General features: G+C 35.3%; 8 protein-coding genes. All 8 read left to right on the top strand.

Going from position 1 to position 14,530, the window contains the following annotated elements:
• The first annotated feature begins 14 nt into the window (after window positions 1-14).
• The 8 genes from IGJ95_RS11860 to IGJ95_RS11825 all read left to right on the top strand — a co-directional run bounded on the left by IGJ95_RS11860 (window position 15) and on the right by IGJ95_RS11825 (window position 14,515).
• Entirely contained in the window at window positions 15-2,354 is a 2,340-nt protein-coding gene (locus tag IGJ95_RS11860) for a VirB4-like conjugal transfer ATPase, CD1110 family (RefSeq protein ID WP_077151618.1), read from the top strand.
• Window positions 2,344-5,040 carry a lysozyme family protein gene (locus IGJ95_RS11855; protein WP_438761967.1) on the top strand — a complete coding sequence of 899 codons (2,697 nt, stop codon included), beginning with the start codon at window positions 2,344-2,346 and terminating at the stop codon, window positions 5,038-5,040. Before IGJ95_RS11860 ends, IGJ95_RS11855 begins: the two co-directional genes overlap by 11 nt.
• A gap of 20 nt (window positions 5,041-5,060) precedes the next feature.
• On the top strand, window positions 5,061-6,005 hold the full coding sequence (locus tag IGJ95_RS11850; protein ID WP_438761965.1) for a hypothetical protein: 945 nt from the start codon (window positions 5,061-5,063) through the stop codon (window positions 6,003-6,005).
• Between the two features lie 12 nt (window positions 6,006-6,017).
• Window positions 6,018-6,395: a hypothetical protein gene (locus tag IGJ95_RS11845; protein ID WP_062806214.1), complete on the top strand. Its 378-nt coding sequence runs from the start codon at window positions 6,018-6,020 to the stop codon at window positions 6,393-6,395.
• A 71-nt stretch (window positions 6,396-6,466) separates the two neighbouring features.
• On the top strand, window positions 6,467-7,534 hold the full coding sequence (locus tag IGJ95_RS11840; RefSeq protein WP_062806215.1) for a hypothetical protein: 1,068 nt from the start codon (window positions 6,467-6,469) through the stop codon (window positions 7,532-7,534).
• A 64-nt stretch (window positions 7,535-7,598) separates the two neighbouring features.
• Window positions 7,599-8,717: a hypothetical protein gene (locus IGJ95_RS11835; RefSeq protein ID WP_438761963.1), complete on the top strand. Its 1,119-nt coding sequence runs from the start codon at window positions 7,599-7,601 to the stop codon at window positions 8,715-8,717.
• A gap of 121 nt (window positions 8,718-8,838) precedes the next feature.
• Window positions 8,839-10,242, top strand: coding sequence for a helix-turn-helix domain-containing protein (locus IGJ95_RS11830; protein ID WP_062804705.1), 1,404 nt, complete (start codon window positions 8,839-8,841; stop codon window positions 10,240-10,242).
• A 37-nt stretch (window positions 10,243-10,279) separates the two neighbouring features.
• On the top strand, window positions 10,280-14,515 hold the full coding sequence (locus IGJ95_RS11825; protein WP_438761961.1) for a hypothetical protein: 4,236 nt from the start codon (window positions 10,280-10,282) through the stop codon (window positions 14,513-14,515).
• Window positions 14,516-14,530 lie beyond the last annotated feature (15 nt).

Below are 14,530 nucleotides of genomic sequence, written 5' to 3'. Positions count from 1 at the left end.
AGGAGAGGATAGCTATGCTCAATATGTTTAAACAACGAGTACATAGTGAAAAAGCAACAGGAAAAAAAGTAAAGAAAGATATGACGAAAATTCAAAGTGTTCTACCTTACGAAAAAATGTATGAAGATGGCATCTGTTTTTTAGAAGAAGGAAAATATTCAGTATCTGTTGAAATTGCCGATATCAATTATCAGCTTTCATCTGAAGAAAATCAGATTAACATCTTTTCTCGTTATTGTGATTTTTTAAATTCTTTAGATCAACGAACAAATGTGCAGCTGACATTAAATAAAGTAAAAAGACATACGGATGAACTGAAAAGCATTGTGCTATATCCTCACAAAGATGATTCTTTTAACCATTATCGCGATGAAATGAATCAAATTGTTTCTGAAAAAGTGGAAGAAGATAAAAATGGGTACAAGAAATCGATTATTTTTACCTTTACTCAAAGTCATGGCAGTTATGAAATTGCTAAAAAAGAACTTCATTTGTTATTGGATCGCTTTGAAAATTATTCTCAAAAAATTGGTTCTTCTATTCATTGCTTGACTGGAGAAGAAAGAAATCATTTAACCGCTAAGATTTTTAATCAAACGTACCGATCATCCAGAATGGAGGATCGAACACAGTTATTACCCAGTTCAATCCATTTTAAAAAGAATAAAAAATGGATTGAATTAGATGGAGAACTAGGTCAAGTAATTTATTTGGAACAATACCCATCAGAATTATCGGATCAATTTTTGTTTGATTTATTGGAGATTCCACGGGAATTACTGATTTCTTTCCAAATCAAGCCAATTGAACAATCTGATGCATTTGATTTAGTTCGTACGAAGCTAGCATTTATGGAGCAACAAAAAGTTGATGAACAGAAAAAAGCATTGAAAAATGGTTATGATTTTGACATGTTACCGTATGAATTGACCTATTCATTAAAAGAAGCAGAAAGCTTACTCGATGATTTACAGAATAAAGGTCAGAAGCTTTTTTCACTTACAGGCTTGATTTATATCAATGCCCATGAACATCGGTTGCTTGAAGAAATCAAAGAAGAAGTGTTTTCAGTTGGACGTAGGTATGGTTTTAAATTCTCTATTTTAGATTATATGCAAGAAATTAGTTTACAATCTGTTTTGCCTTTTGGAAATAACCTCATGCCAGTAGATCGAACCCTATCAACAGCAAGTACAGCTATTTTTTTACCTTTTACAGTGTCTGAATTGATTCAGGAAAATGGAAAATACTACGGGGTCAATGCCATTACGAAAAATATCATTTCAATTGACCGAAAACAATTAAAAGCACCAAACGGGTTTGTACTTGGAACACCAGGATCAGGTAAAAGTTTTTCTGTGAAACGAGAAATTGTCAATGTGTTACTCCGAGACGAAAAAGATGAAGTCATTATCATCGATCCGGAGAGAGAATACACATTGATTGCGGAAAATTTTAAGGGTGAAGTGATAAAAATCTCCAGTGATTCAAAGACGCATATTAACCCTTTAGATATTAACGAACATTATGGAGACGATGTTGACCCAATTGTAATGAAATCTGAGTTTTTGATTTCTTTGTTTGATTTGATTATTGGTGGAACCATTGGCTTAACTTCTACACAAAAAACATTAATTGACCGGGTTTGTCGTCATTTATATGAAAAATTCTATCAAGAAGGGATCAAACGACAACCGACGTTACTAGACTTTTATGATCTGCTAAAACAGCAACAAGAAGAAGAAGCTAAGTTGTTAGTGATGGATTTAGAAATTTATATTGAAGGAAGCTTGTCTGTTTTCTCAAATGAAACGAATGTCGATATTAATAAACGATTGGTTGTTTACGATATTAAAGATTTAGGAAAACAGCTTAAAACAATGGGAATGCTTATTGTATTAGATCAAGTGTGGAACCGAATCACAGAAAATAGAAGCAAAGGTATTCGGACATGGTTATACATTGATGAGATGCAATTGTTGTTCACCAATGATTATGCAGCGAATTACTTTTTTGAGTTGTGGAGTCGTGCCAGGAAATGGGGAGCAATCCCTACGGGTATCACACAGAACGTTGAGACTTTACTTCTATCTGATCTAGCGAGACGGATGCTTTCCAATAGTGATTTTGTCATGATGCTCAATCAAGCAAAATCAGACCGAACGCAGTTAATTCGCTTATTTGATATTTCAGAAGAACAAGAGAAATTTATGATAAATACCAATGAAGGAGCAGGACTTCTCGTTTATGGTGATACAACCTTGCCATTTTATGATAAGTTTCCAAAACATACTCATTTATACAAAATGATGTCAACAAAACCTGGTGAAAATCAGGAGGTAAATGAGGGATGAATCATTGAAATATGAAAGTAGAAGTAGTGAGAGAACAAGAAGTTATCAAATCGGTCATTCTGGCCGTAGGAAGTATACCTTAAATCGATACTCCGATTTTCAGACGAAGCAAATGACTGGAACCACGCCTAAGAGGTATGTGATCAGTCGAAACGAGTCCTCTCTTTCAAAAACATCGTTACCTAGTGCAAGAAGTCAGATAATAAATAGGCGACGCAGATTACAAGCGCTAAGAAGAGCTCAGGGAATTAAGAAATCAGGCATGTATGATGGAAATCCGATTGGAAAAATGGGCGGAGTGGCTCCTGGGTTTGATCGGAAGAAGAATCTGCTGAGGTCAGAAGTTCAAAAAGCTAAAGAAAGCTTGAATCCAGGTGGCGGACGCAAACGCTCGCTTTTCAGGACAGGTTCATCTACTTCAGCAAATTTGTCCACTGCCCAAGCAGGAGGAGCGCAAGGTAAGCGTTCAATTCTAAAAACAGGACGAGCCGTCAATGCATCGAAGAAAATCAAATTCCGTAAGAAATTAGATAAAAAAATAAGTTCAAAGAAGTCAAAAAAATCGAAAGCAAAAGGTTTATTTTTGCAAAAATTATTAGATAAATTTGGCCGAGATAATGATGGCAATTTAAATATTTTTGGGATTATTTTAGCAATTATCATGATTATCCCGATTTTGGGCACATCCATCATTATCGTTGCTATCTGTAGCGTGGTGATTGCAGTGGTCTGTGCAGTCTTAGCACTATGGCTCTTTATCGTAGATTTGTTCACGATAAAGACGGAAGACATGGCAATTACGCAAGCCTATCAACACGTAACTTGGTTGGATGCTAGTAAAAATAAAGAAGTTTATGAGCGATATCAGCAATTAAAAGAAGAAAAAGACAAAGTTTATTTTCTTGTCAATGGAGCAGCATCAGATCCAGAACAGTTTATGTATCGATCTGATGGAGATAAATATTTGTATTATTTAAATGCGAAATACGAAGTTTATGATATTGATAAGAAAATCTCAAATTCATCTAATATTTTCGGTGCTACAACGATTAAAGGTGAAATGGAAAAAATTCACGAATATACCTTTAATTACAATGTGACAGAAGAAACAAAAGATACAGAAAAAACGATTACGACTGTTGATCCAGATTCAGGGGAAGAAAAAGTAGAGAAGATACAAGAAACTCAGGATATCGCTACCATAAATGTTACAGCAAAAACACTTCAACAATTTGTTGATGAAAATCCAAATACCTTAACGGAAGATCAAGAAGACCGATATTATCCTATTCAAGATATGGATCGTTTTGAAAACAAAATTTTTCTTGATAGCCCGCTAGGTGAAGGAAATACTGCGACTGTTACAGAGAATTTTGGCTACCAAAGAAGAGATCCTAATACGATTCATCCAGGTATTACGATTACTGTCAATGGACGAGTCCCAGTTTATTCTACATTAGATGCATCAATTGGTGGTGTCGATAATAACAGCTTATGGTTATGGACAAATATTAAGAAAGATATTTGTTATTGGGATATTGAGGATATTCAAGTAAAAAAAGGACAAAAAGTAAAACGAGGCCAACTTTTAGGATACGCGAACAGTAAGTTCCGAATGGCTGTAAAAGAAGTTCGTCCAATCAATCGGAAATACTATAACTATCCTGCGATTTTCTTTGATGATCTTGCCTTTAATTATGAAAGTAATACTGGATATCATGCAGGAAGTGGTGGACTGACAGGAGAATTATTGAATCCACCAGCAAATGTTACGAAATGGCGTGAACTAGTTAAAAAAGCAGCTGAAAAATATGAGATCGTTGGCTATGAAAACTTGATTTTAGCCATTATTTGGGAAGAATCAGGTGGTTTAGATGAGCAAACACCAGATATTATGCAAGCGAGTGAATCACAAGGAAAAGATCCTAATACCATCGATAGCCCAGAGGAATCAATTGATGTAGGAACAAGCTATTTAGCAACATTATTAAGGCAAGCTAAAAGTTTAAATTTAAGTGAGTATGCAGCAGTTCAAGCTTACAATTATGGCGGTGGATTTTTAACATGGTTAGCAGCGAAAAATATTGACTATTCGTTTGATTGGGCAAAAGATTTTGCAGCCGAAAAAAGCAATCGACAAATCACAGAATACAAACATCCAATCGCAGAACAACGTGGCTACAATTGGCGCTATAAGTACGGCAACATGTTTTATGTGGATTTGATTACACAACATATTATGAAAGATGATGATGAGTTGGTAAAAATTGCAAAAGATGAAATTGGAAATTCCGACGGTTCTAGATATTGGAAATGGTATGGTTTTAGCCGTGAAGTGGAATGGAGCTCCATCTTTATTTCCTGGGTGGCTAACCAAGCAGGATATCTTGATCAAGGAAGAGTACCGAAAGTAGGAAATACGATTGATATGGTCAACTGGTACAAAAATAATCAGCGATATAAATCGACTGACGAGGACTATACACCACAAGCAGGAGATTTGATTTTCTTCGATTGGAAAGGCACGAAGACAGGGAAAGATCATGTAGGGATTGTCGAATATTCAGATGGCAATATCATTCAAACAATCGAAGGAAACTCTGGTGGAACAGTCAAACGTAACACTTATGATATCAATAATCAAGCTATTTCTGGTTATGGATTAACCAATGCAACTAAAGAATAGTTAAAAAAGGGGGGAGTAAAATGTTAAAAAATATTTTGGAAACAAAAGAAGGAAAACGTATGGCTATTTTATCGGTTATCGGGTTCTTTTTTGTTGTAGTAATTATCATTTTTTCTCTCTTAGCAGGAGAAAAAAAAGTAAATGAAGCGACAGCAGAAAGTCAAAACAATCAAAAAAATAGTCGTGTGACAACTTCTAGTGAGTATGCCGTAAGAAATGCAGTGGTCTATCAAGGAACGTGGTATTCTAATCGGTCAGACGATATGATCGTTGAATTGAAATCAGATGGTAGCTATACGGCATCTGATTGGTTAAGTAAAGGTACCTATTCTTTAACAGACGATACAATGGTATTGAAAGATGACAAACAAGGGATCAAAAAATTTAAATTGCAGACAAAATCAGGTCAAACTGTGATGTATCTAAATGAAGATAATGAGGAAATCTATCTTTATCCAAATCAAGAATTATTGAAAGAATCAGAAAACCAACAAGAAGAAATTGATGAGGATCTAACCAATTTGGTGAACCAAAAATGGTCTGATATTTTATATCAAAATAGTTGGGAATCAAAAACTGGAGATACAACGTTTACGATTACTTTCTATCAAGATAAATATGTGCAGCTCAAAGAAGAACCGAATGGCCAAAAAGAATCACATACTTTCAATTATCGGATTATTTCACAAGAAGTAGAAGAAGAAAAATCAACATATCAGATTTCACGAACTTCAGAATCAGGTGAGGTGGATGAAGTAACATTCACAGTCTCTGAAGGGGAGTCAACCTATGAATTAGCTGGAAACACAGGAACCTTCTTATGGGTGCCATCTTATGAAAAATTGAAATCTGAAGTACAACTTACACAAGATGGAACGACAAAAGAAGATGCCCCATTAGAAATAACTGTGACGACAGATGAAAATGGAAATACGGTCACAATTACTGAAGAAACAGCAAATTAAGGAGTGAATCAAATGAATATTAGTCCAGAAAAGGATCCAGAAATTAGACAACTTGAAAATGGGATGGAAAAAATGCCCAAGCAATCAATGGGAATGCTACGAAAACTTTTCACCTCATTAATGGATATTGGCAAGAAAATTAAAGCTTTTATTTTTAGTAGAACTGGAAAAGTGGACTTGTCAAAATCCACAATCAACAAAAGTTCTATCAAAAAAGATAGTCCAGGTATTTCCAGAAATTCCATTTCATTAAAAAAAGAAAAATTTCAAAGCAGAGCTCATTCACAAAAACAATCATTAAAAGCAGTTGTATCTAAGGCTGTTGAAAAGGCCAACAAAGCTAATCAACATCTGGATAGAACTGTTTCGCTTGAACGAACTCGAAATTAGTCGAACCAAACTATGGAGGGATAACTATTAAAGACAGTAGTATTTTAAAAAATTTAAAACGGATCAAGATCATGATGCCTGTCTTAGTGATCGTTCTTCTAATCGTTTTATTCTGTGCATTCTTTTATCAGAAAAATACGCAACAAGCTAGTACGACGGACTCTACAAACTATAAAGAAGTCAATATTTTAAAGAGCCAGGGTGCGGAAATCACACTAATTCAAAAAAAACTTGCCCAATTAATGAACGAGCAAGGTTACTTAGCAGAAAAGGTGAATGATAATGATTTAGAAACATTAACGAAGACAGTAGACAGTATCAAAGAAACACTAAATAAAAAAGAAGAAACCAAAAATATTTCAGAAAAAGATCTCGAAAGAATCCAAGAAGATATTGAAGAAACTGCGTTAAAAATTCAACAAATCAGAAATAAGAAGGACCTTCAAGAGATTATCAATAAATTGTTTGTTGGAGATGAAACAGCAATCAGAGGAGAGAAAATCAATGCTTCTTTACCTCTAAAAGCATCGATTGTATCAAGTAAAATTGAGAAAATAAACAATCAAGTGACGAACTTGAAAGTGGCTGATCAATGGAAAAAAAGTATTGATCAAATTTTAGAAAATGCTTCTTCTCAAATCAAATTAGCGACACAAATTCAATCGAATCTGAATAAATTTTATGATTCAGAAGGCAACATTGATAAAACAGCTGATTTTTCAATCTTAGCAGAAGTTGAGCAATCACTTGAACAAGTCAAAAATACGGAACAGAAACAAAATTTCTCTGAAAAAATTGAAAAAATCAAACTAGTACAAGCAGAAGTAGCCAAAGAAGCAGAAGCAAAAAAACAAGCAGAAGAAGCAAAGAAGCAGCAGGAAGAACAACAAAAAGTTGCTGAAGAAGCAAGACAACAACAAGAAGCGGAAGAAGAAGCTAAAAAACAAGAAGAAGCACAAAAAGCAGCCGAAGAAGCTGCAAGACAACAACAAGAAGCGCAGCAAAAAGCACAAGAAGAATATCAGCGACAATTAGCTGAGCAACAAAAACTAGAAGAGTACCAACGACAACTTGAAGCGTATCAAAAACAATTAGAAGAATACCACATGCAATTAGAAGAACAACAAAATATGAATTAAAGCCTTTTTTAGGGGAATATGAAAAAGTAACTCAGGATAACAATTAATAAAAGGGGCGAATATTATGGAGTTAACCACAAAAGAAAATAAGGTAGTCACTCCGGCAGATCTGACTCATTCCAAAACACAAATACCTAGAGGCATTTTAAAAACTGATGGTCCTTCTAAAAATGAAAAACACGTTACTTTTGGAGAAACGACCATTATAGGAGAACAACAAGTGGAACCATCAATAGAAGTGGAGGAATCAATCATTCCTCCACCGCCAGCTCTCCCTCAAACTAAGCATTCCTTTGAGGCTGAATTAAAAAAAGTAGTGGCTAAGCGAAAAGAAGACAGAAATACCAAAGGTTTAGTAGATCAAGTAGTGGAAGGAATAAAAAAACCAGAACCACTAATCAAAGGAAACACTTCTTTTGAATCAGAATTAAAAAAAGCAGTAGCTAAGCGAAAAGAAGACAGAAATACCAAAGGTTTAGTAGATCAAGTAGTGGAAGGAATAAAAAAACCAGAACCACTAATCAAAGGAAACACTTCTTTTGAATCAGAATTAAAAAAAGCAGTAGCTAAGCGAAAAGAAGACAGAAATACCAAAGGTTTAGTAGATCAAGTAGTGGAAGGAATAAAAAAACCAGAACCACTAGTTAAAGGAAACACTTCTTTTGAATCAGAATTAAAAAAAGCAGTAGCTAAGCGAAAAGAAGATAGAAATACCAAAGGTTTAGTAGATCAAGTAGTGGAAGGAATAAAAAAACCAGAACCACTAGTTAAAGGAAACACTTCTTTTGAATCAGAATTAAAAAAAGCAGTAGCTAAGCGAAAAGAAGACAGAAATACCAAAGGTTTAGTAGATCAAGTAGTGGAAGGAATAAAAAAACCAGAACCACTAGTTAAAGGAAACACTTCTTTTGAATCAGAATTAAAAAAAGCAGTAGCTAAGCGAAAAGAAGACAGAAATACCAAAGGTTTAGTAGATCAAGTAGTGGAAGGAATAAAAAAACCAGAGCCACTAGTTAAAGGAAATGCCGCTTTTGAAGAAGAACTAAAGAAAGCTGTTGCTAAAAGAAGACAAGAAAGAAAGTCTTTAAAAGATATACGGATAGAAGCCGAAGTGAAAAGTCAGCAAAGAAACCAGTCAGAGCAACAACAAAGTCAGAAAAATAGAGAAGAAAAAGAAAAATAATCAGCCAGCTGTTTGATTAAGCATTATCAAAAATGTAGGATTATTTTTCTAACAGGGATGTGATAGCATCATTAATTTTTTAGAAAAGCAGACAGAAAGACAAATTAACATTGTCTTACTAGTGAATAAAGATATCAATGATATTACTGTTATTGCCGATCGGCTTCGTGTAATCGATAAAACGATTCTAGGTGATATTAATGATTTTAATGAAAAATATGCTCCTGCAGAATTACGCGAGCTAGAAAATAAAAAGATCGTGCTTAATTTACCAGCCGATATGAACTTGAGTGATTTATTTTCACAAATTCTCAATGCTTCAACAACCGTTCAAGCTTTAAAAATGATTTTTGAACGTGAACTAACAATCAAAGAATTGAGTAAAAAAATCTTTGTCAGTGAAACAAGTATTCGCAGAATGATCAGCCGAACCAATCTTTTTTTTAAAGAAAAAAACTTAAAAATCGAAATTGAAAGCTTGCCATTCCTGTCCATTCAAGGGGATGAAAAACAAATTCGAGAATTCTTTTGTCAAATGTATTTAGAGATCTATGATCAAACAAATTTACCTCAATATACGTTAATTTATGATGCTCTATTTCAATGCAATCAATTGTTTTCCAACAGTGGAAATCGAAAGGAGCAGTTATATCTTTATTTAAAGCTAGTTTTCTTTTTGCTGATTGGGATTATACGAATTGGAAAAAAGCATTATAATTTAAAATCAAAAAATATTCGACCGATAGGAGAGGATATCGTCAATCAAATCTATGATATCATGCGGGGGAATTCGCAGCTGTGTGACGTATTAAAACAGGAATATGGATTTGAAATCGAAAAATTCAACATTCAGGATTTATTAAATGTGAATGCCAGCTATATCAGTCACAAGATTATCGAATATGAGGAATTAAATCAGGAAGAAAAGCAACTCTATCGGTTAACAGTTCAATTCTTCTACCAGTATTTTGAAAGAATTAACTTATCCGAGTTGTTAACACCACAGAAAAAAAGTGCATTGTATCGGATTGTTTTGCTTTCTTCTAACCGAAATTCCTTTATGATTGACTACCATGAAATTTTTTATTATCAAATTGTGAAACGCTCACCTTGGCTGATTGATCAATTTGAAAAAGAGTTTGTTAAAAGTGGGTTGTCTTCGCTCATTCCATTTGGTTCTTCACGTATGAAAGAAGTTTTTATTGAAATGTATATGGACACTGAAGAACTGATTGATATTGTCGAACCATCACTTAAAGAAAAAAGTATTGCAATTTTCTTCAACAGTAGTAAAGGAGTAGAAAAACTTTATAAAAAATTGATTAAACAGCGTTATCCATTTCTAACTAAGTTAGATATTTATACAGGAGACGATGTACTAATTGATTACACTTATTTGAATCAATATGATTTAGTATTAGCTGAAAATAGTTTAGATATGGAGAAACTGAGTGCTGATTTTTTGAAAATTTCTAGAATTCCCACAGATAATTTCTGGGAGCATTTTCACAGCAAATTATATTAACAAACAGATTTGATTTAGAATTAAAGGAGTGATGAATATGCTTCGATCAATTGAAGAATTTTATGGTACACAATATAGAAGTGCAACCATCCCTAGCTATGAAAAGTCTGTTTATGAAACAGCACAACAAGAATTTTCTGCTAGTAAATATAAAGAGAACTTAAAAACTGAAGCTGCTGTCATCTTTAAAATGACAATGCAAAATCTTAAAACGCAAGAAACCGTCTATCGTTTAGAAAAAGAAGCAGCAATTGGGATGCTAGCGCTAGGCAACCAAGACGAACAAAAATACAACGATATTATTGAGAGATCTAATGAGGGGATTCTCCGTGTTCAAAGTGAAATTACCCGTTTAGAAGTTTTCCAGCAAAAAGATATCTATGATGCTTGGAATATGGACAAGTTCATGGAAAGCTACGGACGAGAAAGCTATGCACAGTACAAGATCAAGTTGTCTGAAGCTAGAAAACATCGAAATTACCAAGACAAAGAAAGAAAAGCGGAAGTGGAATTCAATAAAATCCGTGATAATTTAAGAAAACAGAGAAAACATGAAGTTAAGAAAGTACAAGAAGGGAATTCATTACTTGAAACGCTGTTAAAAGATTACCAAAGTGAAGTTAAAAGACCGACTGGGAAACGGGCATCTTTGATTCGTGAAACAGCAGCGAGAATTGAAGTCGTACTATCTGAACAAGTAGAATCATATAAACGTTTAGAAGCATTTGGCCAAATTTCTGAACTCCAAAAAAGCGAACAGGAAAAAGATTTATCTACTTTTGAGGAAACCAGAAGCAAAATTAAAGCTTTATTGGCTCAAACCAAAGAATTGGGGTTTAACGTAGAGGTTCAACCAGGTGTTATGGATGTTCCAGGGAGAAAAGATCAAGCTAAAATAGTTGATCCGAAGCCTCATACTCAGCGTTCAGAGATGAAGATTCCGATCCATGGAAAAACAAGATCTAATGAAGAAGGTACGCGCCATCGTTCGAGTGTACACATCAAGTTGATGAAAGCTAAAGAAGCAGAGGTCAAATCAGCTCAATCATTAGTAGAAGCAAAATTACAGCGAATAGAGTTGAAGTTAGCCATCTTAATTAGTAGTCGTCAGATGAATGAGCTTCAGTTATTAGAAGCACAAGGCACAAATCGAGAGCCTATTTTGCATCAAGAAGCTAAACGATTGAGTAAAGAAATCAAAGAGTTGCAAAAAGAGAAGGTTGACTTTACTTATGACTTGGATCAATTGAAAGGACAAAAACTAGAATTTCCTGTTGAGCACTTGTCTGAACAAGAAGCTGAAAATGAATTGCAACAAGCAGATAAAAATACGCAAGCGAATACGATTGAAACGAAAGAAGTTTCTACAGAAAATGCTGGACTTTTCCACGAAAATCAAGTTTCTCAAGGGTTAGCAAAACAAGCTATTCTGGTACGTATTAGTAAGTTAAATGATCAACTAACTGCTAGTGTGGCTGATTTTACTTATGATAACGAGATGCTCGGTGCAGCTAAAATTAGTATACTTGCTAAACGAGCAAAATTAATTACGCAGAAAATACGAGATATCGAAGCTAATGATACGATTCCACCAGCAGAAAAAGCTGGGATCATCAAAGTTTTACGTGAACTTCAAAATGAAAATGCCTTAGAACAAAAAGCCATATCACAAGAAAACAAAGGAAAAGTAGAATGGGCGAATGTGCTTGACCCTAAAGAAGATGAACCAAGCGAAGTACTTATTGAAAAGGCGAAGAAATTAACAGATCAACTGGATAATCTAAAAAAAGAACATCAAGTCGTAAAGTCAGAAATCATTGTGCAGCGTCAAGAAGACCAAGACTTTGATCAAACACAAGGTCCACATTTTGCTGGGACATTAGAATTTCTAGTTCAGGATGTTCAACGAAAAGAACGACAAAAAGAGCAAGAGAAAGATAAAAACAATGGTAAGACTTTTGAAAATCGAGGCATAGGGACAGATCAAGAGGGACAAGGCAAAGACGGCCGAAACAAAGGACCGGTACCACCAGTACCGCCAAAACCACCAAAAGAACAAGAAAATAAAGGAAATGACCAAGGCCAAAATATCGGTGGTGACCAAGAGGGACAAGGCAAAGACGGTCGAAACAAAGGACCGGTACCACCAGTACCGCCAAAACCACCAAAAGAGCAAGAAAATAAAAGAAATGACCAAGGCCAAAATATCGGTGGTGACCAAGAGGGACAAGGCAAGGACGGTCGAAACAAAGGACCAGTGCCACCAGTACCGCCAAAACCACCAAAAGAGCAAGAAAATAAAGGGAATGACCAAGACCAAAATATCGGTGGTGACCAAGAGGGACAAGGCAAAGACGGCCGAAACAAAGGACCGGTACCACCAGTACCGCCAAAACCACCAAAAGAACAAGAAAATAAAGGAAATGACCAAGGCCAAAATATCGGTGGTGACCAAGAGGGACAAGGCAAAGACGGCCGAAACAAAGGACCGGTACCACCAGTACCGCCAAAACCACCAAAAGAACAAGAAAATAAAGGAAATGACCAAGGCCAAAATATCGGTGGTGACCAAGAGGGACAAGGCAAGGACGGTCGAAACAAAGGACCAGTGCCACCAGTACCGCCAAAACCACCAAAAGAGCAAGAAAATAAAGGGAATGACCAAGACCAAAATATCGGTGGTGACCAAGAGGGACAAGGCAAAGACGGCCGAAACAAAGGACCGGTACCACCAGTACCGCCAAAACCACCAAAAGAACAAGAAAATAAAGGAAATGACCAAGGCCAAAATATCGGTGGTGACCAAGAGGGACAAGGCAAAGACGGCCGAAACAAAGGACCGGTACCACCAGTACCGCCAAAACCACCAAAAGAGCAAGAAAATAAAAGAAATGACCAAGGCCAAAATATCGGTGGTGACCAAGAGGGACAAGGCAAAGACGGCCGAAACAAAGGACCAGTGCCACCAGTACCGCCAAAAACGACACGTGTGGAAGGCGGCACACAAACTGATTTCGGAGAAACAAATGTCAGAAAGAACAAAAATAAACGTAAAGGTCAAAAAAATCGTCAGGACCGAGAGCATGATCCAGTAAAAGATTCTCGGGTAGAAAGGGAAACCCAAACAGATCTTGAAGAAAACAATAAACGTCGGAACAAACGCCCAGCTCCACCAGTTCCCCAAAAAAATAGACAGTTAGAGGATGAACGACCAAAAGAAAAGACAACAAAAGACAATGGCAATAATCCAAGAAAGGGAAAAAATAGAAATGTCGGTGTAAACACCGAACCAGCTGCAATTACCCAAGATGAGGAAAATCAACCAAATGATAAGAAGAAAAGACGTGGTTTAGGCCGTTACTTCTGGCACAAAAATCGTAACAAACGTGCTTCACGCGGAATTCGCTGGTTACGTTATTTGTTGAATCTGTGGCCTGCAGCTGTATGGCCATTATGTACAGCGTGGATGACAATGATCGTACCTTTCCAAATATTACCATTAATTATGCCTGCGGTTGGTGCTACTTTTGCAGCTGTTTGCTTAAGTTACTATATTCCTAAATTAATACGATTTGTCCGAAAAAGACGTTTAGTTAGAAGAGCTAAAAAGCTAGGATTAGATGTACGCTCCTATGTAAAACAAAAAGAGTTCGAACGAAACCAGCAAAATCAAGGAAGGTTTAAAAAATTTGTTCGGAGAAATTGGAAGACAGTTGCGATAATTTTAGGTGTAACTGTTGCTTTGGCAGGCGTAGGGCTCGTACTGATGCCTGCAGTAATGGGATCTATCTTGACAGCATCTACGATAACTGGATTGATGTATATGGGAGCAGTAGCAATTGTCGGTGGGTCAATTAGTATAGGTGTTCAATTATTTGAAAAATATGGTTTAGTCAAATTAGATAAATATTTTGAAAATAAATATATTAAAACAAAAAATCAAAGTAAAGATTTAGTTTTTGACAATTCCAGATACGACAATAATTATGATAAAGTGACAAAAGAATTAAGGAATATGTCGAATAATTTGTCAAAATTAGAAAAAAGTAACGAAAAATCTAATGTTAAATCTATAGTACATGATAATTCTAGACATGATAATAATTATGATAAAGTAACAAAAGAGTTAAGAAATATGTCTATTTCCTTATCAAAATCAGAAAAAAAATCGTTGATGTCTGAATTGAAAGATAGAGTTGTAAAAGAATCTAATAAGCAAAATAAAAAAGTAAATAATAAAATTGAAAAAGATAAGAGTATGCAAAGCCTTTAATAAAAAATAGAACGG

This window comes from Enterococcus sp. AZ156 (genome assembly GCF_051714165.1).
In the GTDB taxonomy this organism is placed as follows: domain Bacteria; phylum Bacillota; class Bacilli; order Lactobacillales; family Enterococcaceae; genus Enterococcus_B; species Enterococcus_B pernyi.
The sequence above is the reverse complement of the archived record's forward strand: the minus strand, read 5'-3'. Positions and strand labels throughout refer to the sequence as shown.

Bases quoted from the DNA above. Each gene is read 5' to 3' on its own strand.
- IGJ95_RS11860 (WP_077151618.1), top strand. From the start codon at position 15: ATGCTCAATATGTTTAAACAACGAGTACATAGTGAAAAAGCAACAGGA.
- IGJ95_RS11855 (WP_438761967.1), top strand. From the start codon at position 2,344: ATGAGGGATGAATCATTGAAATATGAAAGTAGAAGTAGTGAGAGAACA.
- IGJ95_RS11850 (WP_438761965.1), top strand. From the start codon at position 5,061: ATGTTAAAAAATATTTTGGAAACAAAAGAAGGAAAACGTATGGCTATT.
- IGJ95_RS11845 (WP_062806214.1), top strand. From the start codon at position 6,018: ATGAATATTAGTCCAGAAAAGGATCCAGAAATTAGACAACTTGAAAAT.
- IGJ95_RS11840 (WP_062806215.1), top strand. From the start codon at position 6,467: ATGATGCCTGTCTTAGTGATCGTTCTTCTAATCGTTTTATTCTGTGCA.
- IGJ95_RS11835 (WP_438761963.1), top strand. From the start codon at position 7,599: ATGGAGTTAACCACAAAAGAAAATAAGGTAGTCACTCCGGCAGATCTG.
- IGJ95_RS11825 (WP_438761961.1), top strand. From the start codon at position 10,280: ATGCTTCGATCAATTGAAGAATTTTATGGTACACAATATAGAAGTGCA.